Annotated in this window: 20 protein-coding genes and 1 pseudogene; 15 read left to right on the top strand and 6 right to left on the bottom strand. The window is 62.9% G+C overall.

Annotated features, from left to right (window positions below; translation table 11 throughout):
• The first annotated feature begins 27 nt into the window (after positions 1-27).
• Entirely contained in the window at positions 28-750 is a 723-nt protein-coding gene (locus C2L64_RS43165) for a haloacid dehalogenase type II (protein WP_009770052.1), read from the top strand.
• Between the two features lie 55 nt (positions 751-805).
• On the opposite strand, the gene C2L64_RS43160 is transcribed toward C2L64_RS43165, so the two are convergent.
• From C2L64_RS43160 to C2L64_RS43150, 3 genes are all read right to left on the bottom strand, one after another.
• Positions 806-1834: an alpha/beta hydrolase gene (locus tag C2L64_RS43160; RefSeq protein WP_009770053.1), complete on the bottom strand. Its 1029-nt coding sequence runs from the start codon at positions 1832-1834 to the stop codon at positions 806-808.
• Between the two features lie 40 nt (positions 1835-1874).
• On the bottom strand, positions 1875-2300 hold the full coding sequence (locus C2L64_RS43155) for an organic hydroperoxide resistance protein (RefSeq protein ID WP_007739684.1): 426 nt from the start codon (positions 2298-2300) through the stop codon (positions 1875-1877).
• Positions 2301-2478: 178 nt separating this feature from the next.
• Positions 2479-3045 carry a TetR/AcrR family transcriptional regulator gene (locus C2L64_RS43150; RefSeq protein WP_009770054.1) on the bottom strand — a complete coding sequence of 189 codons (567 nt, stop codon included), beginning with the start codon at positions 3043-3045 and terminating at the stop codon, positions 2479-2481.
• Between the two features lie 56 nt (positions 3046-3101).
• On the opposite strand from C2L64_RS43150, the pseudogene C2L64_RS56420 reads away from it, so the two are divergent.
• A pseudogene (locus C2L64_RS56420) lies at positions 3102-3305 on the top strand (SDR family oxidoreductase); the annotation flags it as partial.
• A gap of 132 nt (positions 3306-3437) precedes the next feature.
• Here C2L64_RS56420 and C2L64_RS43140 read toward each other — a convergent pair.
• From C2L64_RS43140 to C2L64_RS43130, 3 genes are all read right to left on the bottom strand, one after another.
• Positions 3438-4088, bottom strand: a complete 651-nt coding sequence (locus C2L64_RS43140; RefSeq protein ID WP_009770056.1) for an ureidoglycolate lyase — start codon at positions 4086-4088, stop codon at positions 3438-3440.
• Positions 4089-4269: 181 nt separating this feature from the next.
• Positions 4270-5499 carry an MFS transporter gene (locus C2L64_RS43135; RefSeq protein ID WP_009770057.1) on the bottom strand — a complete coding sequence of 410 codons (1230 nt, stop codon included), beginning with the start codon at positions 5497-5499 and terminating at the stop codon, positions 4270-4272.
• Positions 5500-5719: 220 nt separating this feature from the next.
• Positions 5720-6829 (bottom strand): alkene reductase, encoded by a 1110-nt coding sequence (locus C2L64_RS43130; RefSeq protein WP_009770058.1) that lies wholly within the window; start codon positions 6827-6829, stop codon positions 5720-5722.
• A 324-nt stretch (positions 6830-7153) separates the two neighbouring features.
• Here C2L64_RS43130 and C2L64_RS43125 point away from each other — a divergent pair, with 324 nt between their 5' ends.
• The 13 genes from C2L64_RS43125 (at position 7154) to C2L64_RS43065 (ending at position 24967) form a co-directional block, all read left to right on the top strand.
• On the top strand, positions 7154-8143 hold the full coding sequence (locus tag C2L64_RS43125) for a zinc-dependent alcohol dehydrogenase family protein (protein WP_086909746.1): 990 nt from the start codon (positions 7154-7156) through the stop codon (positions 8141-8143).
• A 45-nt stretch (positions 8144-8188) separates the two neighbouring features.
• The gene (locus C2L64_RS43120; RefSeq protein WP_009770060.1) at positions 8189-9307 is read left to right on the top strand and encodes a Gfo/Idh/MocA family protein; all 1119 of its coding nucleotides are present in this window, start codon (positions 8189-8191) and stop codon (positions 9305-9307) included.
• Between the two features lie 696 nt (positions 9308-10003).
• Positions 10004-15592 carry a discoidin domain-containing protein gene (locus C2L64_RS43115; protein ID WP_009770061.1) on the top strand — a complete coding sequence of 1863 codons (5589 nt, stop codon included), beginning with the start codon at positions 10004-10006 and terminating at the stop codon, positions 15590-15592.
• Positions 15593-15666: 74 nt separating this feature from the next.
• Positions 15667-16131 (top strand): type II secretion system major pseudopilin GspG, encoded by a 465-nt coding sequence (gene gspG, locus C2L64_RS43110; protein WP_039902143.1) that lies wholly within the window; start codon positions 15667-15669, stop codon positions 16129-16131.
• A 64-nt stretch (positions 16132-16195) separates the two neighbouring features.
• Positions 16196-17383 (top strand): type II secretion system F family protein, encoded by a 1188-nt coding sequence (locus C2L64_RS43105; protein ID WP_103153744.1) that lies wholly within the window; start codon positions 16196-16198, stop codon positions 17381-17383.
• Positions 17380-19068 (top strand): GspE/PulE family protein, encoded by a 1689-nt coding sequence (locus C2L64_RS43100; protein ID WP_007739703.1) that lies wholly within the window; start codon positions 17380-17382, stop codon positions 19066-19068. Before C2L64_RS43105 ends, C2L64_RS43100 begins: the two co-directional genes overlap by 4 nt.
• Positions 19061-19858, top strand: a complete 798-nt coding sequence (locus tag C2L64_RS43095) for a hypothetical protein (protein WP_009770064.1) — start codon at positions 19061-19063, stop codon at positions 19856-19858. The genes C2L64_RS43100 and C2L64_RS43095 overlap by 8 nt, the downstream gene beginning before the upstream one ends.
• A complete protein-coding gene (locus tag C2L64_RS43090) occupies positions 19855-20406 on the top strand; it encodes a PilN domain-containing protein (protein ID WP_039902144.1) in 552 nt (183 codons plus the stop codon). The genes C2L64_RS43095 and C2L64_RS43090 overlap by 4 nt, the downstream gene beginning before the upstream one ends.
• Before the next feature lie 2 nt (positions 20407-20408).
• Entirely contained in the window at positions 20409-21002 is a 594-nt protein-coding gene (locus C2L64_RS43085; protein WP_238554847.1) for a hypothetical protein, read from the top strand.
• Positions 20999-21523, top strand: coding sequence for a hypothetical protein (locus tag C2L64_RS43080; protein ID WP_009770067.1), 525 nt, complete (start codon positions 20999-21001; stop codon positions 21521-21523). The genes C2L64_RS43085 and C2L64_RS43080 overlap by 4 nt, the downstream gene beginning before the upstream one ends.
• A 26-nt stretch (positions 21524-21549) precedes the next feature.
• Positions 21550-24072 carry a secretin N-terminal domain-containing protein gene (locus C2L64_RS43075; protein ID WP_238554841.1) on the top strand — a complete coding sequence of 841 codons (2523 nt, stop codon included), beginning with the start codon at positions 21550-21552 and terminating at the stop codon, positions 24070-24072.
• On the top strand, positions 24069-24575 hold the full coding sequence (locus C2L64_RS43070; RefSeq protein ID WP_009770069.1) for a type II secretion system protein: 507 nt from the start codon (positions 24069-24071) through the stop codon (positions 24573-24575). The genes C2L64_RS43075 and C2L64_RS43070 overlap by 4 nt, the downstream gene beginning before the upstream one ends.
• Positions 24569-24967 carry a type II secretion system protein gene (locus tag C2L64_RS43065; protein ID WP_009770070.1) on the top strand — a complete coding sequence of 133 codons (399 nt, stop codon included), beginning with the start codon at positions 24569-24571 and terminating at the stop codon, positions 24965-24967. Before C2L64_RS43070 ends, C2L64_RS43065 begins: the two co-directional genes overlap by 7 nt.
• Position 24968 lies beyond the last annotated feature (1 nt).

Genomic DNA, 24968 nt, shown 5'->3' with positions numbered 1-24968 from the left:
GTCGAGCAACTGCAACTGGATTTCCACATGACAACAGCTGACGTAAAGGCCTGCGTATTCGATGTTTTTGGCACGCTCGTCGATTGGCGAGGCGGCGTCGCGCGTGAAGCGGCCGCGTTTCTGCAGAAGCATGGACGAAACGCGCAGGACGCTGACGCATTTGCGGATGCGTGGCGCGCGCAATATCAGCCCGCGATGCAACGGGTCCGCAGTGGGGAGCGTCCGTTCACGAAGCTCGATGTATTGCACCGTGAGAATCTCGAAGCGGTGTTGCGCGAGTTCGGCATCGACGCCGAACAAGTCGAGGCTACGGAACTCGACGATCTCAATCTGGCGTGGCATCGGCTCGATCCATGGCCGGATACCGTCGATGGACTCGCGCGGCTCAAGTCGCAATACATCATTGCGCCACTGTCGAACGGTAATGTCAGACTGATGATCGATATGGCAAAGCATGGCGGCTTGCCGTGGGACGCGATTCTCGGCGCGGAAGTCGCGCAAGCCTATAAGCCATCGCCTGAAGCGTATTTGCGCACGGCAGAGATTCTGGCGTTGTCGCCGGCAGAGGTGTGCATGGTCGCCGCGCACAATAGCGATCTTGCAGCGGCGCAGAAGTGCGGGTTGAGAACCGCGTTCATCGCACGTCCCTATGAACATGGCGCGTCGCAAACAACCGATCTACAGCCGGAAGGGAATTGGGACTGGGTCGCAAGCGACCTTGTGGATCTTGCGAAGCGGCTTGGCGTGTGAACGAAACGCGGCATGATGGCGCGCAAGGCCATCATGCCGTTGAATGAAACTACGATTACTTCAGGCGCGTCTTGATCTCATTCGCGAGTTGCTTCGTCGCGGCCTGTGTCGGTGCATCGGCAGCGAGGGCATTGAGCAAGCCGAAATCGTGGATCGTGCCGTTGTAGCGCGTCGTCGTGACTTCGTTGCCCGCTGCATCGAGCTTGCGACCGTATGCCTCGCCTTCGTCGCGCAGCACGTCGAATTGCGCGACCTGGATCAACGCGGGCGGCAGACCCTTCAACTCTTCTTCAGACGCACGCAACGGCGATGCGTAAATCTGCGCGCGCTGTGCGGGGTCCTTCGTGTACGCGTCCCAGAACCACTGCATCATCGCGCGGGTCAGGAAATGCTTGTCGCGGTACGCGAGGTACGAGCCGTCGTTGAAGTTGGCATCGGTGACGGGCCACATCAAGCCCTGGAAGCGGATTTGCGGACCATGCTTGTCCTTCGCCATCAGGCTGACGACGGCGGCCATATTGCCGCCCACGCTGTTGCCCACCACGGCGAGGCGGCTACCGTCCACGCCGATGTCGTTGCCGTGCTCCGCGACCCACTTCGTCGCGGCATACGCCTGATTGATCGCAACGGGATAACGAGCCTCGGGCGACGGCGTGTAATTCACGAACACGGCCACCGCGCCGGACTGCACGACGAGGTCGCGTACGAGCCGTTCGTGGGTCTGGAAGTCACCGAGGATCCAGCCGCCGCCGTGGAAGAACATGAACACCGGCAGCGTGCCCGTCGCGCCTTGCGGACGCACGATGGTGATCGGCACGCTGATACCATCTTCTTCGATGGTGCGGTTCGATACGTCGATGCCCGAGAGGTCGACTTTCACGCCGTTCTGCGCATCGACCAGCACCTGACGCGCCTTCGCGGGCGGCAGCGTGTTGAGGGCGGGACCCGTGCCGCTGTTGAGCTGCTTCAGGAGTCCCGTCGTGACGCGGTCGGGCGTCGCTTGCGTGGTGGGCGTTGCGGCGGCGGCAATCACGGCGTTTGCTGCAAGGACGGCGGCAAGGACGAGTGGCTTCAGGGCTTTCATTTTTTTACGCTCCAGTGTTCTGTCTATGAGGCGAAGTCGATCAAACCAGCGTCAACGTGACGTCGATGTTGCCGCGCGTTGCATTCGAGTACGGGCACACGATGTGAGCCTTGTCGATCAATGCCTGAGCGGCGTCACGCGGCATACCGGGCAGCGAAATCTTCAGTTCCACTTCGATGCCGAAGCCGTTCGGAATCGCGCCGATGCCAACGCTGCCGTCGATCGATACGTCTGCCGGAATCGCCGTCTTGTCGCGGGCCGCGACGAACTTCATCGCGCCGAGGAAACAGGCGCTATAGCCTGCCGCGAACAGCTGTTCCGGATTCGCGCCTTCGCCGCCCGCGCCGCCGAGTTCACGCGGCGTGACCAGCTTGAAGTCGAGCTTGCCTTCGGGGACGATGGCGCGGCCGTCGCGGCCTCCCGTGGCGTGAGCGTGGGCGCGGTACAGAACTTTTTCGATCGACATGATGTAACTCCTGACTGGCAATAGTTGAGTGAACTACATTCTGCTATCTACTACTAGATAGACAACTGGGCAAATCTTTATGCTTCAACGACATTTCTCTACACTCGTTATTTATCTACTAGAAGATAGATAACCGGGTCCAACAAAAGGCGGTCTACAGCAACCGCCTCGAATACCACTACTTCGAAACCTTCCATGAAGCCTCGACATCTTCCAGCCGTGCCTTCGTCCTGAACAGCCGGCTTGCCAGGACGCTGCCCTGGTAAGCGGCGTACAGCGCTCGCGCCGCGTTTTCGGGCTTACCGTTGACATGCAACGTGCGCTCCTTGACGCCTTGTGCCAGTACCTTCGCGAGCCAGCTTTCGTTGGCCTTGAAGAATGCCTGCACAGCTGTCCGCACGTTATCGGGCAATGCCTCGATATCCGCGGCGAGCATGCCGCACAGGCAAATCTGGTCGCCTTCGCCAAGGGTTCTGCCGAACAGCTTCGTGTACTTGCCGAGCTTCTGATCCGCCGGAAGAGAAGACTCGATGGAGCCGAGCGCGCCGAGTATCTCGTTGCTGTACTGGCCGACGGCTTCGAGCACCAGATCGTCTTTCGACGGGAAGTAATAGTGGATGCTCGAAGTCTTCACCCCTACCAGTTCCGACAGGTCGCGATAGCTAAACCCGTTGTAGCCGCGCAGCATCATCAGCGTGATGGCGTGCTCCAGAATCTGATCGCGAACTGTAGTGGTCGGTTCCATGGGTTGAACTTTATCTACTACTAGATAGACAGTCAAGCACTTTTTTTGAGGACTTCATGAAGGGCGCTGTCGACGTGGTGACGCGCTCGCTCGGCATGGAACTCGGCGCGCGGAAGATTCGGGTGGTCGGCGTCGCGCCGGGGTTCACGGAGACGGAAGGCAACAGTCACTTGCCGCGCGACCGAATTCAGCCGTTCATCGCGAAGACGCCGCTTGGCCGCGCCGGGCTGCCCAAAGACATTGCGGCTGCCGTGTCGTTCGCGGTATCGGATCACGCCGCGTGGGTGACGGGGTCCACCCTCGATGTCGCGGGCGGTCTGGTTTTCTGGTTTCGCGTCCAGTTTGGCAGGCGGTTTCGTCTCGAACCGCCGCCTCGATCTGACGCTCAAGCGTCACGGATAAACGATAGGCGCTTCGAGCAGACAACCGAACTCTCGCCCGAACTCTACAGACACACGTGCATGAACCGCGCCCTGTTTGTCGAAGAAGCGCTGTGTCCCGCCAAGCGTGAACACGCCTTCGTGCCAGATGTTCGGATGAATATAAAGACCCTGCCGGCCATCGAAGCGAAAGCACACGAACTTCTCGGGCGTCACATCGTCGCCGGGCAAGGCCAGTGGAACATAGAACGGCCGGTGATCGAGAGGGAAGAACAGCTGTCCGCCGTCCGGATGGTAGTTCGCGTGCCAGAGCAGCATGCGTTCGGGCGGCGCGGCGTTGTCTTCGCGCGCTTCGTCGGGTTCTGTCGCGTACGCGAGCACATAGTGGCCGCCCACCGCCTCGTTGCGACCGTAGAGGATGTCGCCGCGCCATTCGCTGACGAAGACGCCTTCCGTCGTCCCCGCCTCGTCGCCCGTGCCGGGATCGATCGGCCTCGATCCCATCGCGGGCCACTGCACGATTTCGACCCGGCATTCGTTCGGGTCGTCTACGAGCCTGCCATAGCCGTCGAGTGTCGCCGGTGTCGCATCGACGACGGGCATGGTCACGCGCCGAAGTCCCTCAGGTAGCGCCGGGTTCAGATAGTCGATCGGTGTGGACATCGTCAAAGCCTTTCAGGAGTCGGAGTATTGGGGCAGTGCGCGAAGATGATACTTGAACGCCGTTTCCGCTGATTCCTGGCGCACGATTTCTTTGCACGCGAATAGTAACTACAGCCACAACACACGCACCTCGTTCAAACGAGCGACCAGCCGAAAAACAATCGTGCAGCGGGAAGTGCGCTCATTCTTCGAGCACGCTCGCCAATGTGCGCCGCGTCGTCGCGAACGATGCGAGCACCGCAAGCCCCAATGCCGACAGCAGGACGCCAAGATGCATCGCGCCCGTTGCACCCCCGTGATCGACAGCCACGCCACCTGCCAGCGAGCCTGCGGCGATCGCGGTCTGCACGGCGCTGACGAACAGCGCCGATGCGGCTTCCGGTTGCTTCGGCGAAGTCATCTGCATCCACACGCTCAGGCACAGCGGAATCGCGCCGTAGGCGATGCCCCACGCGAGCACACCAGCGACGACCGCACCATGCGTGTGCGCAAACGCAGGAAGCGCTACGAGCGCCACCATCACGAGCGCCGTCATCGCGAACAGCGACAGCCGCGGATGCGATGTCACGAACGCCGACGCGACGAAGTTCGACATAAAGCCGACGATGCCGAAGCCGAGCAGCAGCGCCGTCACCCATGTCGCGCCGAGCAACGCGTTGTCTTCGAGAAAGGGCGCGATATACGTGTACGCGCAGAAGTGAGCACCGAACAGCAATGCGACGAGCAGCAGGCTTCGCATCACCGTCCCGCGCGTGAGCATGCGGCCGAAGTCGGCTATGCGAGCAGCCGCGCGCGGCGGCAGATCGGGCAGCAGCGTCGCCTGCATCAGCAGCGCTGCGAGCGCGAGTGCGGCCGTCGCGAAGAACGAGACGCGCCACGACGACAGTTCGGCAATGAACGTCCCTAGCGGCACGCCGATGACGGTCGCGAGCGTGATGCCCATGAAGATCGTCGCACTGGCTTTGGCGCTTTCTTCTTCCGCGACTATCTGTCCCGAGACGCCCAGTGCGACGGTCCAGAATCCGCCAAGGCTGATGCCGAGCAACGCGCGTCCGATGAGCATCGTCGCGAAGTTGGTTGCGAGCGCTGCGACGAGGTTCGACGCGACCAGCGCGACTGACAGCAACAGCAGAATCGACCGCCGGTTCAGGCGACCCGCGGCGAGCAGCAGCATCGGCGCGGAGATGGCCGCGATGAGTCCGGGCGTGGTCGTCATCAGACCTGCCGTGCCGGGCGTGACGCCGAGGTCTGCGGCGATCTTCGGCAGTACGCCGACGGGCAGGTATTCCGTCGTCACGAAAGCGAACGAGCCGAGCGCGATGGAGAACACCGCGAGCCAGCGTCGTTGGCTCGCGGTGGATGAAGACGATATGGGCGCATCGGAGAGCGACGCGGGTTGATTGGTGCTCATGTGAAAAGCTCCAGCAAGCGCGCAGCCGTCGGCGCGCGCGAAGTGGATCGCGCGTGGCGGCTGCGAAGTGCAATGAGGAAAAAACTGAGGAATAAAGAGGCGGCGTCGATCAGGTCAATTGACGCGCACTATCGGCGGCGATTGACGCCGGAAGCGACCATGCGTGAATGCATGATCGCTTCCGGCTGCGCTACGAATCAGCTGTTACGGCCCGCGCGCCTCACGCTGCGACAGCGGCCTCGTCGTGGAATGCATAGTCGGTGTAACCCACGTCCGTGCCGCCGAAGAACGTCGCGCGGTCGTACGGGTTCAGCGGCAGACCTTTGCGCAGCCGCTCGGGCAGATCCGGGTTCGCGATGAAATGGCGTCCGAATGCAACGAGATCGGCATCGCCGGATTGCAGGATTGCTTCGGCGCTTTCGCCATCGAAGCCGCCCGCCGCGATGATCGGCCCATGAAAATGCGCACGCAGCGACTTCGCGGCGACGGGTTGCTGGTCGCGCGCTTCGTCTTCGACGTTGCCTGCGATACGCGGCTCGATCAGATGCAGATAGGCAATGCCAAGCTTGTCGAGTTCGTCGGCCACATACGTGAACAACGCTTCGGGGTTGCTGTCGGACATGTCGCCCCACGATCCGCTCGGTCCGAGACGCACTGCAACCTTGTCCGCGCCCCAAACAGAGATCACGGCACGGGTCGCATCGAGCAGCAGGCGCGCGCGGTTGGCGATCGAGCCGCCGTACTCGTCCGTGCGCTTGTTGCTGCCGTCCTGCAGGAACTGATCGAACAGATAGCCGTTGGCGCCGTGCAATTCGACACCGTCGAAGCCTGCATCCACGCCGCGCTCGGCAGCCGCGCGGAAGCTCTCGACGATGCCCGCGATCTCCGCCGTTTCCAGCGCGCGGTTCGGCGTATTGGGGACCCAGCCCGCTTCCGTGTACGCGACGCCGCCGTGCGGCACTTCGGACGGTCCGACGGGACGGCCGCCATCGGGCTGCAACTGTGCGTTCGATTGTCGGCCCGCGTGATAAAGCTGAAGAAAGATCTTGCCGCCTTTCGCATGCACCGCGTTGGTGACGGCTTTCCAGCCGGCGATCTGGCTGTCGTCGTACAGGCCAGGCGCGCCGAGATAGCCATTGCCGTTCGGCGCCGCGATCGTGGCTTCGCCGATCAGGAGTGCACCCGGCGACGTACGCTGCGCATAGTATTCAGCCATCAGCGGGCCGGGGCGCGCGCCGCTTTCGGCACGCATGCGGGTGAGGGGAGCCAGGACCACGCGGTGCGCGATGTCGTGCGAACCGACCGCGACTTTCGAAAACAGTTTGGACATTTCAATCTCCACAATCCAGTGATTCAGGGAAGCTGCTGCGTAATGCCGGTGATCGGCGACGCTTGACGCTAATGTAGATGCGGCGATGCGCCAGAAAAACAGCCCACGGGTTCGCTCACTTTGGACACCCGTGTCCGCAATCGCGCGAGCGTTGCTGCACGGGGCTTCGCCCGTCGAAAAGGCGATTGTTGGCGGCAAAAGAACAGTGATGTCGGCGATGCCGCATTTATCCTGCAAAGGGCGATTCCGATAATTCGAACCACTTGAAGGGGCGTTTCGTTCCGAGGCGCCTGTAATGGATGGATTGAACGAAAGGAACGAGTCATGGCGAAAATCATTACCTTTGCGCAGCACGGCGGTCCCGAGGTTTTCGAGTACACGGAAATCGGCACGCCCGAACTTGGCGCTAACGAAGTGCGTATTCGTGTGAAGGCCATCGGCCTGAATCGCGCGGAGTCGATGTGGCGGCGCGGCGAGTATGTCGAGCCGGCGAAGCTGCCGGCGCGGGTCGGTTATGAAGCGTCCGGCGTGGTGGATGCCGTTGGCGCGAACGTCACGCATGTGGCCGTCGGCGATCACGTCAGTACGGTGCCGTCGTTTTCGATGAACGATTACGGCGTGTACGGCGAACTCGTGCTGGCGCCCGCGCACGCTGTCGCGAAGAGTCCCGCGTGGCTTTCGTACGAAGACGCGGTGGCGATCTGGAACGTGTTCATCACGCCTTACGCGGCATTCACGGAAAACGAGCGCGTCAAACCTGGCGATGTCGTGCTGATTCCCGCGGCGTCGAGCGGGGTGGGCATCGGCGCGATTCAGGTGGCGAAGCATCTGGGCGCGACGGCCGTCGCGCTCACCCGAACGCGTGAGAAACGCGACGCACTTGTCGCGCTCGGCGCCGACCACGTGATCGTCACCGACGAAGAAGATCTCGTCGAAGCAGTGCAACGTATCACCGAGGGACGCGGCGCGGACCTCGTATTCGATCCTGTCGGCGGCAAGGCCTTTGCGCGTCTGATCGACGCGACGCGGCCCGGCGGCACGATCCTGCTCTATGGCGCATTGAGTCCCGACGACACCGTATTGCCCGTGTTGCCACTACTCTATAAGCGCATCACCGTGCATGGCTACAACCTCTTTTCGACGACCACGGACGCGCAACGCCAGGCGGATGCGGCGGCATTCATCTTCAACGGATTGCAGTCGGGCGCGCTCAAGACGGTAATCGCGCATCGCTTTGCGTTCGACCAGATCGCGCAGGCGCATACGGTGCTCGAGCGCAACGCGCACTTTGGACGCATCGTGGTGTCGGTGTGATACGCGTGCCATCACCGTCCGTCATTCACTGGAGAATTCAGAATCATGGAAGCAACATTTAATGGGCCATTGCGCGTCGGCGTGATCGGCGTCGGCAACTGGGCGAGGCACGGTCATTTGCGCGTGCTCGATCTGTTGCCGCAATACACGCTGCAGGCCATCTATAGTCATCGGCACGAAGCCGCCGAAGCAGCAGCACGCGACTATCGGATCGGCCGCGTGGCTGAGTCGATCGACGAACTTATCGAAAGTCCCGACATCGATCTCGTGATCGTGCTGAACACGGCTCCGCAACATGCGCAGACGGTCAGGCGTGTAATCGCGGCGGGCAAGCACGTGTACTGCGAATGGCCGTTGACGACCACGCTCGCTGAATCAGAAGAACTGTTGCGACTGGCCGAAGAACGCGGCGTGCGTCATGTCGTCGGCTTGCAAAGGCGTCTCGCGCCGCATAACCGTTATGTGCGCGACCTGATCCAGCAAGGTTACGTCGGCGAGCTGCGTTCGGTACGCATGCATGTGAGCATGAATTACTTTCAGGCGACGCGTTCGCGCGCGCTCGAATGGACTGTGCCGCTGGAGAACTTTTCATCAGTGGTTTCGATCTATGGCAGCCACTTTCTCGACATGCTCTTTTCGGGAACCGGCTGGCCTGTTTCCATCGCGGCACTCACGCCTAACCAGTTTCCGTCGGTGACGATTCGGGAGACAGGCGTTTCGATACCGACATCGACGCCCGATCAACTCGTGCTCGCCGGCATGTTGAACGACAGCGCGGTGGTGTCCGTTCATATCGAAGGCGGCAAGCGCAACGGCTCAGGCGTGCAGATCGACATCACCGGGACGGAAGGCGATTTGCGGATCACGAACGCGTCGGCTTTCGGCGATGTGGGCGACGACTATGCAATCTTCGGCGCGCACGGCGACAAGCAGCCGCTCGAACGGCTCGAAGTACCGACCCACTATTTGCGCCTGCCGGAATCGGATCTGCCTTCCGCCGTACTGGAACTGGCCGAACTCTATTGGGCTTACGCGCACGACGTGACGAATGGCACACGTACTGCGCCGACTTTCGCCGACGCAGTGCATATGCACCACCTTATCGAAAGCGCACAGATCTCTTTTGCGTCGGGTGAGTTCGCGCAGTTGAATCCCACAATGTAATTCGCGAGTGGGACGGTCGGGCAATGTTGCCCACGATGCAACATCGTGTTGACTACATTGTGCGTGCATTTGAAATTTGATGAATGTCTAATGCCCGACCGGATGAGTGGCTGTGAGCAGACTGAAAGCTTGTGCTAAATGGCAAGTGATTTGAGAACTTTCCATTAGGTGACAGGCTTAAGCGTTTGTTGCTCATTTGAAATTGTTCGTAACATCACTGTCATAAAACTAAAGAAAAATGCTGCGCCAACGCTAAGGATCGATCGGAGCATCAACAATTGCACTGGGACGGGGAACTTCAGTTTCCGTGCGGCGCCGATCGAAACCGGGCACCATGTATTAGAAGAAATAGATCAAAACAACTATCACCTTCACATGAAAAATTAAATAGTGGGATTGGGGCGTCTTTAAGCCAGCGTATTCAAATCGAAGAGCAAACGTTTGCTTGGCATTTGATACGTTCGGCAAAAATTGAAAAGTGGCGAAATCGTACTCATCGGTGCACCAGGCGCGCATGTCGCGCTAAAGCACCGGCGAGCGCGCGTGCTCGTGCGTCGATAACGTTCTACGGCATGGCGTGAGCGTAAAGCCACATCTATTCAAAGAAAGACCGGGAAGAACGACAAGGAAACCATAATGCGCTATCGCGTTCGGTTGTTTACGGGGCAGCTTGCATGCTGTTTAGTAGTACTTTGGATGATGTTGCTTTGCGTTGCGACTCACGCTGTCGCGAGCGAAGCGCTTCCGCCATCCAATCACATCAGGATCAATCTGGGCGCGACGCCCTGGAAGTACGTCAAGGACAATGACGACACCAACGCGATGCAGCCGGGTTTCAACGACTCGGGCTGGGCGCAGGTTGGCGTCCCGCAGACGCCGTCGGATAACGACACCTTCCTCAACTGGAAGTCGGGCGGCGATCAGGGATACCTGACGGGCAACATCAACTGGTATCGCAAGCACTTCACGCTCGATCCGTCCTTTGCGAACCGCAAGATCTATATCGAGTTCGAGGGCGCGCATACGGGTGCGCAGGTCTATATCAACGGGACGTTGATTCGAGGCAATAGCCAGATAAATAAAGACGCGACGCACGTGCTCGGGTTCATTCCGTTCATCGTCGATATCACGAACTATGTGAAATTCGACGGTACGGACAATGTGCTGGCTGTGAAGGTTGCGCGTGGCGACAAGTTCTTCGAGTCGCCCGATTTCGCAGGCGCATTCCGTTTCGGCCAGGACGATACGGGCCTGTTCCGCCCTGTGTGGATGCACATCACGGACCGTTTGCACATTCCCGAGAACATCTACGCCGTGCTCAATACGTGGGGCACGTATGTCGCGACGGTTGCGGCGAGCACATCGTCGGCGACGATCCGTGTGCAGACCAATGTACTGAACGAGTACTCGACCGACCAGAAGGTGACGTTGACGACGCAGATCGTCGACGCGGGCGGCACCGTCGTGGTGACCGGGCAGGATACGCGCACCGTGCCCGCCAATGTGCAGCCGGGCTTGCAGCCTACCTTGTTCGATCAGGTGCTGACGGTTCCCAATCCGAACCTCTGGTATCCGAACAACAGCATCTACGGCAAGCCGTATCTGTACCGCGTGATTCACTCCGTCAGCATCGACGGCGTGGTCGTCGATACGACGGAAAGCCCACTCGGCATCCGCACGATCACTTGGGACCAGAACTTCCCGATCATCAACGGACACCCGCACTATCTGTGGGGCGCTTCGGGCCGTTACGACTATCCGGCGCTCGGCTCGGCCGTGCCGCCTGAGCTGCAATGGAGAGACCTGAACCTGCTCGCGCAGGCGGGCGGAAGTCTGTACCGTCCGGGCCATTCGAGCCAGGGCCGCGATTTTCTCGATGCCGCCGACGCCTACGGCGTGATGATGGTTCAGCCGAGCGGCGAAGGCGAAGGCGGCTTCGCCGTCATCTGCACGGCGGAGACGGCTGCCGGCGTCAAGTGCATGACGCAGAACAACGTCACGCTGAAGACCGAGCTGCATCGCGACATGATCGTTCATGATCGCAACCATCCGTCTGTGCTCGCGTGGGAAGCCGATAACGGCGCAACCGACACGGCATTCGCGCAATCGCTGAAGGCGCTGTCGCAAGTGTGGGACCCGATCAACACGCGCGCCCAGGCCGACCGTACGCCGAATCCGAACAACGGCGACATTCTCGGCTGTAGCGGCAACGGTTGCGACATCAACGTCAAGAAGGACTACCCGAATTCACCCGCGTGGGGCTCGGAGTATTGGGGCGACGGCGTTGGTCGATGGAAATACGACTTCGAGCTGGCGTTCGCGGTCAAATATCTGAAGACCTGGGTGGAGAGCGTAGCCGGCAAGTCGTTTGGTATTGCGCACTGGTATCTGGCCGATACGCCGGGTGAAATCAACACGCAGACCGACGGCATCGCGCCGGAGGCCGTGCGTGGCAATGGCGCGTCGATGATGGACGCGAACCGTCTGCCGCGCCTGATCTACTACATCTATCAGGCGGCGTGGACGCCGTTTGAGATCAAGCCTGTGGTCAAGCTCGCGCACACGTGGAACCGCGCCGGCACCGTGACCGTCAACGCGTTCAGCAACTGTCCCGCAGTGCGTCTGCGCCTCAATGGCGAGCTGATTGGCGGCGACCAGGTGCCGAATCCGACGTCGATGGACCCGACCGATCTGACCCAGAACACGACGTCCCTGCCGACGCAGGTGCATTGGGACAACATCAAGTGGGCGCCGGGCACGTTGACGGCGGAGTGTCTCGACAACAACCGCCAGGTTGCAGCGTATGACTCGCTGGTGACGGCAGGCCCGGCCGACCATATCCAACTGACGGTCGAGCCCCAACTCGTCAAGCCGAGCGGCGAATCGTTCGCGCTGACCGCGAACGGCACGGATGCCGCCGTCATCACGGCGACGGTCGTCGATGCGAACAACATTCGCGTGCCGGACGCATCGCAGACCCTGACGTTCAGCGTGAGCGGTCCGGGCACGTATCGCGGCGGCTCCGACCACGACGTGACGCCGAACCAGCCGCTGTCGTATCACGCGCCAGGCGACCCGAACCTGTCGGTCGAAGGCGGCGTGACGCGTATTGCGGTCAAGACGCAATTCACGCCGGGTGCTGTCACGGTGACGGCGAGTTCGCCGGGCCTCGGCAGCGGCACCGCGACGTTCAACGTCGTGCCGACGAACGCGCAGCAAACCTTCAACGGTAATGCGCTCGTGGTCGGTCCGCAGCCGCCTAGCGCGCTGAAGATCATCACGCAACCGGCCGATCAGATCGTCACGCAAGGGCAGAGCGGGCAGTTCTACGTGCTGTCGGCAGGCGCGGCGCCCATCAGCTATCAATGGATGAAGAACGGCGCGGCCATTCCGGGCGCGACCGGCTACACGTACACGACGCCCGCTGTGCAGTCGGGCGACAACGGTATCACCTACAGCGTCGCCGTGCGCAACGCCAACAGCAGCGTCACGTCGCGTGAGGCGAACTTGAAGGTCGTGCAACCGGCTGCGCCGACCATCACCACGCAACCGCTGTCGCTGAGCATTACGAGCGGACAGAGCGCGGAATTCACGGTGGTCGCGGCCGGTTCGCCCGTGCTGTCGTATCAGTGGCTGAAGAATGACGTGGCCATTCCCGGTGCGAACCAGCCCGTGTATGACACGCCCGCGACGCAAACGTCGGATAGCGGCTCAGTGTACAAAGCCGTCGTGACCAACAGCGCGGGTACGGTCACGTCGGCGGACGCAACGCTGACGGTGAGCGTCGCGACGCCGCCCGTCATCGTGTCGCAGCCGCATAGCCAGAGCGTGCCGTTCGGTCAGAGCGTGACCTTCAACGTGCTCGCGAGCGGCTCGGCTCCGCTGAAGTATCAATGGACCAAGGACGGCAAGCCGTACGGCACGAACTCGGCAAGCATCGTGATTGCGTCGGCGCAGGGCAGCGATGGCGGCAACTACGCCGTCACGATCACCAATAGCGCAGGCAGCGTCACGAGCGACCCGGCCACGCTGACGGTGAGCGGCGCGGACAACAGCAACCTCGCGCTCAACGCGAAGGCGATGTCGAGCAGCGACCAGAACGGCGGCCTGACAGCACAGAATGCAGTGGACGGCTCGGTCGCATCGCGCTGGTCGTCGGCGCCGGAGATCGATCCTTCGTGGATCACGGTCGATCTCGGCTCCATCCAGACCTTCAACAAGGTCGTGCTGATGTGGGAGAACGCGGCTGCGTCGGCGTACAAGCTTCAGGTATCGAACGACAACAGCAACTGGACGAACGTTCTGCCTAACGACCAGATCATCGCGGGTCACGGCGGCACGGAAACGACGGTGTTCCCGAGCACGTCGGCGCGCTATGTCCGCATGCTCGGACTGCAACGCGCTACGCAGTATGGTTATTCGCTGTTCGAGTTCCAGGTGTTCGACGCGCCGCAATGCGGCAGCGAGACCGAGCGCTTCACGTTGCTCGGCGCGAAGCCGGGCACGTGGACTTCGACGATCGCAGGTCTGCCGTCGGGCCCGTATGTGCCGAACGTGAAGGACAACGTCAGCGGCCTCGTGTGGCAGCAGTACTACACGACGTTCCCGAACCAGGGCGCGCAGTTCACGCAGACGGTCGCCAAGCAGTATTGCGCGGCTATCGGCATGCGCCTGCCGACGCAGAACGAAGCATTGACGGTGGCTCGCTCGAACTTCGCATCGTGCGCGTTCCCGGCTCCGTGGGGAACGTGGACCACGACGGGTGTGCCGAATGCGTCGACGCAGGCGTATCTCGCGTTCTCGTCGGGTCAGTCGGTTCCCGGCATCATCGACAACACGCCGGGCTGGTCGCTGTGCGTGTCGGGCAATTCGGCCAATGCGCCCATCATCTCGGCGCAACCGGCGAGTGTGAAGGTCAGCGAAGGGCAGGCAGCGCAGTTCTCGGTGGGCGTGACGGGCACGGGTCCGTTCAGCTTCCAGTGGATGCGCGGCACGACGGTGGTGGCGATCACGACCAACCCGACGTACACGACGCCGCCGACCACGGTCGCAGCCGACAACGGCGCCGCGTATAGCGTCGTCGTCAGCAACGGCGGCGGCAGTGCGACCAGCGCGACGGCGATCCTGACCGTGACCGCGGCAACAGGTGGCAATGGCGGCGACGGCGGTAACGGCGGTGATGGTGGCAACGGTGGTGATGGTGGTAATGGCGGCGACGGTGGCAATGGCGGCGTGCCAAGCGCCAATCTCGCGCGCGGCAAGGTCGCGACGTCGAGCGGCGTGCAGGACGAAGGCTATGCACCCAAAAATGCTGTCGACGGCAACCTCGGCTCGCGCTGGTCGTCGGACTTCAATGACGACGCATGGATCACGGTCGATCTCGGCCAGCAGACGCAGTTCGACCGCGTCGTGCTGAACTGGGAGAACGCTTACGGCAAGGCCTATCTGCTTCAGGCATCGAACGATAACCAGACGTGGACGAACATCATCCCGCAACGTGCCGGCGCGGGCGGTGTCGAGGACATCTCGCTGCCTGTCACGAATGCACGCTATGTCCGCATGCAGGGTGTCAAGCGCGCGTCGCAGTACGGTTATTCGCTGTTCGAGTTCGAGGTCTACAACTCGGCGGCGACGCCGAAGCTGACGGTCACGGCGAGCAGCAGCGCCAACGGCACGATCAGCCCGTCGGGTGCGGTCGGCGTGATCCAGGGTGGCTCGCAGACCTTCACGGCGCTGCCGGCAGCCGGCTACGGCGTGGGTTCGATGACCGTGGATGGCAAGAACCTCGGCGTGCAGTCGACGTACACGTTCACGAACGTCATCGCGGAGCACAGCATCAGCGTGAACTTCGTGCCGTTGTCGGCAAGCGTGAATCTGGCGCAGAACCGGCCGGCGACGTCGAGCGGCGACGAGAACGACAACACGCCGCCCACGTTGGCTGTGGACGGCAACACGGGCACGCGCTGGTCGTCGAAGTTCATCGACCCGTCGTGGATCGCGATCGATCTCGGTTCGGAGCAGACCTTCAACCGCGTGGTGCTGAACTGGGAGAACGCGCACGCGATTGCGTATCAGATCCAGACCTCGCACGACAACGTCGACTGGTCGAACACCGTCTACACGACGACGGACAGCAAGGGCGGCGTGGAAGACCTGTCGTTCCCGGCCACGACCGCGCGTTACGTGCGCCTCTACGGCACGAAGCGCTCGACGGACTACGGCTACTCGCTGTTCGAGTTCGGCGTGTACAACAACGTCTCGTCGACGCAGCGCGCGCGTCAGTAACGCGCACGCCGGTTTAGCAACGTTGGATGGACGCCCGCCTGGCGGGCGTCCAACTTTTTTTGAAGGAAGTGTCGATGCAGTCTGTCAACCATCGCCGTGCAGCCAACGCGAGAGGATCGCGGCACGCGCGGCTCAAGAAACAGGGCGGCTTTACGCTGCTCGAACTGCTCGTGGTGCTCGTCATCATCGGCATGCTGGCGGCGCTCGTGGGGCCGCGCTATTTCTCGCAGCTCGGTAAGTCGCAGGCGACTATCGCGCGTGCGCAGATCGACGTCTTCACGAAGTCGATCGATAACTTCCGGCTCGACGTCGGCCGCTATCCGACCGCCGACGAAAACCTGGCCGCGCTCTTCGTCAAGCCCGCGAATGCGGACAAATGGGCCGGTCCGTATCTGAAGAAAGAAGCACCGCTCGATCCGTGGGGACATCCGTATGTCTATCAGGTGCCGGGTACGAAGAGCGACTACGCGGTGATCTCATACGGCCGCGACGGCCAGCCGGGCGGCACGGGAGAAGACGCCGATATCAGCAGTGAATGAAGCGCACATGTAGCGCGCGGCAACGGGGCAGCAGCAGACCACAACAAACCAGTAGCACAGCACTATGCCGTATGAAGTGAGGGCGCTTTCGCCCGACAACCAGATCGTCTCGCTCGTCGTCGATGCGCAGGATGAGGACGACGCGCGCCGCCAGGTCGAAGCGCGCGGCCTGCACGCGACCCAACTGCGCGCGTTGCGCACGCTGCGCTCGTCGAAGGCTTCGCGCGGCGGCATCTCGCTCGTGCTGTTCAGCCAGGAACTGCTCGCGCTATTGATGGCGGGCCTGTCGATTGTCGAAGGGCTCGAAGCGCTGGTCGAGCGCGAAGGCAACGCAAGGCTGCGCGGCATTCTCGAACGGCTGCTGGCGGGCTTGCGCGAGGGCAAACGCTTTTCGAGCCTGCTCGCCGAACAGCCTGACGTGTTCCCGCCGCTATACGTCGGCATCGTGCGCGCAGCGGAGGGCACCAGCGACCTGCCGCGCTCGCTGCAACGCTATGTCGATTACCAGGCGCGCATCGACATGGTGCGCAACAAGCTCATCAGCTCCGCGATCTATCCAAGCATTCTCTTTATCGTGGGCGGCGGCGTGTCGACCTTTCTGATCACCTTCGTGGTGCCGCGCTTCGCGACGATCTATGAAGGAACCGGCCGAAGCTTGCCGTGGATGTCGCAGGCGCTGCTCGATTGGGGCAAGTTTGCGTCGGCGCATGGGCTGCCTTTGTTTGCCGCCGCCGTTGCAGTTGCGATTGCGGGCTGCGTGGCCGTGCGTGCCACGATTGCGCGCGTGGGACTCGTCAGTCTGTTGGGCCGCCTTCCGCTGCTCGGTCCGCACTTGCGCATCTATCAGCTTTCACGGCTCTATCTGACGCTTGGCATGTTGCTCGAAGGCGGCATCCCGATCGTCTCGGCGATGGAGACGGCGGGCGGAACGATTTCGCCCGCGTTGCGCGATGGCTTGCTGCGAGCGCGCGCCGCCGTTCAGGCGGGCGCGCCGCTGTCCAGTTCGTTTCACGCGGAAAATCTCACCACGCCGATTTCGCTACGCATGCTGCGCGTCGGCGAGCGCTCCGGCGAACTCGGCAACATGCTCACGCAATCGGCGGCGTTTTACGACGGCGAGATCAGCCGCTGGATCGATCGCTTCACGCGCATGTTCGAACCGCTATTGATGTCTGCAATCGGGCTTGTTGTCGGGACCATCGTCGTACTGCTCTACATGCCGATCTTCGATCTCGCGGAAGGACTGTCATGAACGCGCCGGAGACCATCGCACCGTTGTTCGACGCCGATCTGCTGGCGCGCGCCCGCGCGGCAGCGGCGGCCACGCAGCGCCACATCGTCGCCGAGCTGGAGACGCTGACGGGCGTCGAGCCGCGCCAGTTGCTGCAGGCGCTTGCGCAATTGCTGGACATGCGCGTCATCGAAACAGCGGACATGCTGGCGCTCAAGCCCGCCTTCGACCGCGTGCCGCTGTCGCGCGCGATGCAGCGCCGCTGCGTCCTGCTGCGCGACGCAGACGCGTCATTCGTCGGTGTCGTGACAAGTCCGTTCGATCTCGATCTGCAAACCTGGCTCGCCGCGCAGGCTAACGCTGCAATCGATATCCGGCTCGCGCTGCCGTCCGATCTTCAGGCGTATCACGCGCGCATGGAAGAATCGACGCGCGCCATCGATAGCCTCGTGACGGGCGGCAGCGAAGCGCAAGCCGAAGGGCGCACGGCGCAGGTGCTGTCGTTCGAGACCGTCAGCGAGGCGGCCAGCCCCGCAGTGAAGCTGGTGAACTCGACGCTGTACGACGCGCTGAAAGCAGGTGCATCCGATATCCACCTTGAAAGCACGCCGAGCGGCCTTGCGTTGAAGTATCGCGTGGATGGCGTGCTCGACGCGGCGGCCACGCTGAACGGCGTCGAGACGGCCGAGCAGGTGATCTCGCGCCTCAAGGTGCTCGCGGAGTTGGACATTGCCGAGCGGCGCGTGCCGCAGGACGGCAGCTTCCGCGTCGCGGCGGGCGGGCGCGACATTGATCTGCGCGTGTCGATCATGCCGAGCATTCACGGCGAGGATGCGGTGATCCGGATTCTCGACAAGCGCGCGATGATCGAAGCGTATGGCTCGTTGACGCTCGAAGCGCTTGGTTACGACAGCGAATCGCTGGTGGCCCTGCGCGCGTTGGCGGAGGAGCCGTACGGCATGCTGCTCGTCACGGGACCGACAGGCTCGGGCAAGACGACGACGCTCTACGCCGCGCTCACGGAAATTCACAACGGCCGCGACAAGATCATCACGATCGAAGACCCCGTCGAATATCAGTTGCCCGGCATTCTGCAGATTCCCGTCAACGAGAAGAAAGGGCTGACGTTCGCGCGCGGCCTGCGCTCGATCCTGCGGCACGATCCGGACAAGATCATGGTCGGTGAGATACGCGACCGCGAGACGGCTGAGATCGCCGTGCAGTCGGCGCTGACGGGCCACCTCGTGCTGACGACCGTGCACGCGAACAACGTGTTCGACGTGTTCGGCCGCTTCAGCCACATGGGCATCGATCCGTATGCGTTCGTGTCGGCGCTCAACGGCATCTGGGCACAGCGTCTGATGCGCGTGAACTGCGCGCACTGTGCCGCGCCGTACATGCCTACTGACGCCGAACTCGCGCGTCTTGGATTGAGCCGCGCCGACGTCGCCGGTTTCGATTTCCGGCAAGGAACGGGTTGCGGCGACTGCCGAGGCACTGGCTACCGCGGACGGCGCGCTATTGCGGAAATCCTGATTCTCGACGACGAGATCCGCGACATGGTGGTCGAAAAGCAGCCGATCCGCGCAATCAAGGACGTGGCGCGCAAGAATGGCACGCGCCGCTTGCGCGATGTCGCGTTGAATCTGGTGAAGCGCGGCGAGACGACGCTCGCGGAAGTGAAGCGGGTGACGCTCAATGCATGACAGGCTGATGCGCATCTGGCCGCGCGGACATTGCCGGGTTCGGCTGTCGCGCGACGCGGTCTCTGTGCTGCGTGTGAGCGGCGCGCGCAAGGCGACGTCCGTTCTTGTCGAACGGCCGTTGCCCGCGTTTGCGGGCGCAGCGCACGATATGCTCTCTGCGCCCATCACGGCTGCGCTCGACGCGGCGGGCGGCGCTCGCGTGCCCGTTCACGCGACGATCGACGACGACCTCGTGCGCTACTTCGTCGTCACGCCGCCCGCCAATGGCGGGCGCATGCAGGACTTGCGCGCGGCTGCGGGTGTGCGCTTCCACGTGTTGTATGGCGAGCCGCTTGCGGACTGGCACCTCGCCGCCGACTGGCAATGCGCCGCGCCGTTTCTGGCCTGTGCGGTTTCTCGACGTCTGCATGCGGCATTGCAGGTTGCGGTTGAAGCGCAGCGCGCAAGCCTTGCATCCGTGACGCCGAACTTCGTCGCTGCGTGGAATCGGTCGCGCCGTCGCCTCGGCGCCGATGCATGGCTCGCGACGCTCGGCGAACACGCGCTCACATTGGGTCTCGTCACTGACGCAAAGAAGCCGCGTCTTGCCGCCGTGCGTACGCTGCCGCTGCCGAAGGCGATTCCGTCGATGGCGTGGCTGCGCGATCAGTTGTCACGCGCGGCGCTGCTCGACAATGTGGCCGCGCCTTCCGTGCTGCATATCCACGGTCGTCCGCTCGATGAGTGGCAGCCCGATCCGGCTTCATCCGCTGATGTGGGTTTGAGCGTGCAATGGCATCCGCAACGATGAAACGTCTGCACATCGACCTTGCGCCGTTCGGCTGGCGTCGCACGCTGTATCGCACCCATGCTGTTGTGCGCGTGCTGGCGCTCGCCGCGCTGCTGTTGTGCGTGCTCGCCGGCTTTCGCGCGTACCGGCTGGTTGCAAATCTCGATTCGCTCCAGCTCGAAGCGGCGCGTCTCGCGTCGCGCACGGAACGCATGGCTCGCGCTTCGGGCGCGTCGTCCAGTGCGCCCATCGACGCGAAGCAGGCGGCAGCCGTCAATGCAGCCGTGACGCGCCTCAATCTGCCGTGGGGCAGCATCCTCGATGCTGTCGAATCCGCCACGCCTTCGCAGGTCGCGTTGCTGTCCATCACGCCCGAACCGGGTCGCGCGCTGCTCAAGATCGAAGCCGAGTGCGGCAGCAGCAAGGACATGATCGACTATCTGACACAGCTGGAGCAGCAGCCCTTGTTCGAGCGCGTCACACTGGTCAGGCACGAACGCATACGAGACGGCATGGATGGCGTCATCCGCTTTCAGATCGAAGCGCAGTGGCGGAGGACGCAACCGTGAGCATGCCGAATGTCACGCGGATGCTGCTGCGTCTGTTGCTCGCGTCGCGTCGATCGGGCGTGGTCGCCGTGCTGGCAGGCGCGCTCGTGCTCGGTGCCGCCGCGTTGTGGTTCGCGCTGTTGCCGGCGCTCGCGTCGCGTATCGATCAGCAGGCGCATGCCGTTGCCCGCGCGCGCTCCGCGCCGCCGCCGAAGCCGGTCGTCAGCGCACCTGCGATGGCCGCCGCGCGCTTGACGGCCTTCTATGCGGCACTCGGCGATGCGGCGCATAGCGAGCAGATCGTCGCCCATCTGTTCGACGCCGCCGACGAGACGGGCGTCACGCTGGACAAAGCCGAGTACAAGCCCGCTCGCGATACCGCCGGGCGCTTCGAGACCTACACGATCGTCCTGCCCGTGAAGGGCGATTACGCGCATCTGCGGCGCTTTTGCGAAAAGGTTCTGCTGACAGTTCCGTACGCGGCGCTCGATGACATGCGCTTCAGGCGCACCTCGGCGAACGACACCGCCGTCGAGGCAAGCCTGCGCTTCACGGTCTTTTTGCGTCCCGCCGCGTCGTCGGACGCGCACGTCGATGCAGGTGAGGTGCGGCGATGAAGCGCAAGCACATGATTCTCGCGCTGGTGTTTCTGCTCTGCGCGGCGCTGCTCGCATTCGGCCGCACGAATCCGGCGGATCAGGTCGTCGAAGCCGTGCCGCGCGCCGGTGCGCACGCGGCGACGCCATCCGTGCGAGCGGCGGGCGCAGAGACTGTCGGCATTGCGGCGCTGCGCGCGCGCACCGAACTCATCGGCGCATCCACGAGCGAACACCATGAGCTATTCGGCAGCCGCTCGATGGCGCCACCGCTACCGTCCGCGGCGCCCGCTGGCGCGGAGATACCGCCGCTGCCTTCGGAACCGGCTGTGCCCAGCCTGCCGTTCACCTATCTCGGCAAGCAGGGCGCCGACGGCAACTGGGAGGTGTATCTGACGCGCGGCGACGAGACGCTGATCGTGCGTGACCAGACAGTGATCGACGGATCGTATCGCGTCGACGCCATCAAGCCGCCGACCATGACGCTCGTCTACCTGCCGCTGAAACTGGTTCAGACCATGGATATCGGCAGCGCCGACTGATGAACGCAACCAAAGGAAGTGAACAGTTGGCTACGCCACTTGCAACATCATTCACGCGACGCGGTCTGTGCCGTTTCGCGGCACGCCACGCGCGCACGCTCGCGTTGCTGCTTGCCGTGCCGATCGTGCTGACGGGCTGTGCAGCCGAGCGCGCATACCGCGACGGCAAGGACCTCGTTGCACAGGGCAAGGTCGACGAAGGGCTGGCGAAGCTGCAACAAGCCGTCACGCAGGACCCGCACGACCCGCATTACCGCGCGGCCTGGCTCGCGGAGCGCGAGAGTGCCGTCGCGCGCTTCGACGAGGAAGGCGACCGCCTTGCGGCAGGCGGCGCGCGCGCGGCGGCGCGCAAGTCGTATCAACATGCGCTGACCATCGACCCCGCCAACGAACGCGCGCTCTCCGGCATCGCCGCACTCGAAGGCGCGGCGCGGATCGATGGACTCGTCGAGCGCGCGGAAATGCTGGCCGCGAAGGATAGCGACAGCGCGCGTGGCCTGATCGCGAAGGTGTTGACGGAAGCGCCCGCGCATCCGCGTGCGCTCGCGTTGCAGCGCAAGCTGAACGCCGACACGGGCTTTCTGCGCGTCGAAGCCGCGCTCGCGAGCGCGTATCGCAAGCCGGTTCGGATCGACTTCAAGGATGCGCCGCTCAAGCAGGTGTTCGAAGTGATCTCGCGCAGCGCGGGGCTGAACTTCCTGTTCGACAAGGACGTCAAGACCGATCAGCGCACCTCGATCTATCTGCGCAACAGCACGATCGAAGCAGCCGTGCGCTACGTCCTCGCGACGAATCAGCTCGCGCAGCAGGTGCTCGACGAAAACACGGTGCTGATCTATCCGAATACGCCCGCCAAGCTGAAGGACTATCAGGAACTGGCCGTGCGCACCTTCTTCCTGTCGAATGCAGATGCGAAGACGGTGGCCAACACGCTGAAGACGATCGTCAAGTCGCACGATGTCGTTGCCGACGAAAAGCTCAACGTCGTGATCGTGCGCGACACGCCCGACGCGATCCGGATGGCCGAAAAGCTCGTCGCGCTCGAAGACGTGCCCGAGCCGGAAGTGATGCTGGAAGTCGAAGTGCTGGAAGTGCAGCGCAACAGCATGCAGGATCTCGGCATCGCATGGCCGTCGTCCATCACGTTCACGCCGACGGCAGCGGGCAGCGCGTTCGGCGCGATCTCGTCAGGGAGTGGATCGTCGGGCTCGTCGTATGGTTCCTCGTCTTCCGGCGGCTCGGGTTCTTCTCCCGCGCTGTCATTGCACGATCTGCTGAATCAGACTTCGCGCACGGTCGGCGTTTCGTCGCTGCAGGCGACTGTGAATGCGAACCGCCAGGATTCGAACGCGAAGCTGCTGACCAACCCGCGCATTCGTGTGCGCAATCACGAAAAGGCCAAGATCCTGATCGGCGAGCGCGTGCCGAACATCACGTCGACGGCGACATCAACGGGCTTCGTCTCGCAGTCGATCAACTATCTCGACATCGGCCTGACGCTGAACGTCGAGCCGACCATCTATCTCGACGACACCGTCGGCATCAAGGTCGCGCTCGAAGTCAGCAGCCTGCTGAACCAGATCACCGGTTCGTCGGGCACGACGGCGTACGAGATCGGTACGCGCACGGCTAGCACAGTGCTGCAGTTGAAGAACGGCGAGACGGACGTGCTGGCGGGTTTGATCGACAGCCAGGAACGCACTTCCGGAAACAAGATTCCCGGCCTCGGACAGATGCCCGTGCTGGGCCGTCTGTTCGGCGCGACCACCGACGACGACAAGAACACCGAAATCGTCCTCTCGATCACGCCGCACCTGGTCCGCAATATCCGGCATCCGGATGCGTCGCTGGCGTACTTCACGTCCGGCACGGAAACGAACATGCAGAGCATGATCAAGTCGAACGGAATCGTTACGCCTGCGCCTTCCAACGGTTCATCATCCAACGCGCAGGCTGCGGACTTTGGCACGTCCGGCCAGCGCGGCGGATCGAACACGCCGCAAACGGGCGCGTATGGCGCTTATGGATCATCGGGCGCGTACGGCGCGGGATCGAACGCGTACGGTGCAGGAGCGGGCGCCTATCTCGGCGGAGACACGACGCCGCTCGTCGGCGGCGCGGGGACGCCGGGCACGGCCGAAATGTCGATTCAGGGGCCGCCGCAGGTCAAGACGGGCGACTCGGTCACCGTCGCGTTGCTGATGCAGGCGGATCAGCCCGTGACGAGCGCGTCCGCGACCGTGAGCTACGACGTGTCGAAATTGCAGTTCACGGGCGTGACGGAAGGCGACTTCCTCAAACAGGGCGGCGCGCAGACGAGCTTCTCGAACCGCGTCGCTCAGGGCGGGCAGCTGATTCTGGCCGACTCGTCGCCGGGCGGCACGGGCGGCTCTGCGCAGGCCACCTTCGCCGTGCTCAGCTTCAAGGCGCTGGCGCCCGCCGCGCAGACGTCGATCCAGGTCCAACCCGGCTCCGTGCTCGGCGCGGGCGGCCAGACCGTCACGATGCCGCCGCCGTCTGCATACAGCCTGAGTGTGGGCGCGCGATGACAAAGGCCGTCGTGCGGACTGCAATGCGTCGCAAGGCGGCGGGCGGCTTTACGTTGATCGAGCTGCTCGTCACGCTTGCGATTCTCGGTGTGCTCGCCTGCATGACGGTGCCCGTCGCGCAAGTCATGCGTCAACGCGAACGCGAGCAGGAACTGCGCGTCGCGCTGCACGAAATACGCAATGCCATCGATGCGTACAAGGCCGCGAGCAAGGAAGGGCGCATCGCCAAAGAGGCGGGCGCGACGGGCTATCCGACAGGTCTCGATGTACTCGTCGATGGCGTGAAAGACCAGACCGATCCGAAAGGACACAAGCTGTACTTCCTGCGCCGCATTCCGCGCGATCCGATGAACCCCGACGCGCAACTCGGCGACGCGGCCACGTGGGGCAAGCGCGCCTACGCGAGCGAAGCCGACGATCCGCAGGAAGGCGACGACGTGTATGACGTCTACTCGACTTCCGTGGGCATCGGACTCAATGGCATTGCCTACCGCAAATGGTGACTTCGATGACAGCGCGCGTGCGTACCGCGAAGGGCTTTACGCTGATCGAGCTGCTGATCGTGCTGTCGGTGATCGCGCTGATGCTCACGATCGCGTTGCCGAACTACTTCCATTCGATTGACGCATCGAAGGAAAAGATTCTCGCGCAGAATCTGCTCGCGACGCGTGACGCGATCGACAGGTTTTATGGCGATGCCGGGCGTTATCCGGACTCGCTGGAGGAACTCGTCGAGAAACACTATTTGCGTTCGCTGCCCATCGATCCCATCACCGACAGCGCGACGACCTGGCACATCGTGCCACCCGACGAGCCGTATCCGGGCAAGGTCTACGACGTCAAAAGTGGTGCGCAGGGCGTGGACAGCAACGGCAAGCCGTACGAGGCGTTATAGC

This window comes from Paraburkholderia hospita (assembly GCF_002902965.1).
In the GTDB taxonomy this organism is placed as follows: domain Bacteria; phylum Pseudomonadota; class Gammaproteobacteria; order Burkholderiales; family Burkholderiaceae; genus Paraburkholderia; species Paraburkholderia hospita.
The sequence above is the reverse complement of the archived record's forward strand: the minus strand, read 5'-3'. Positions and strand labels throughout refer to the sequence as shown.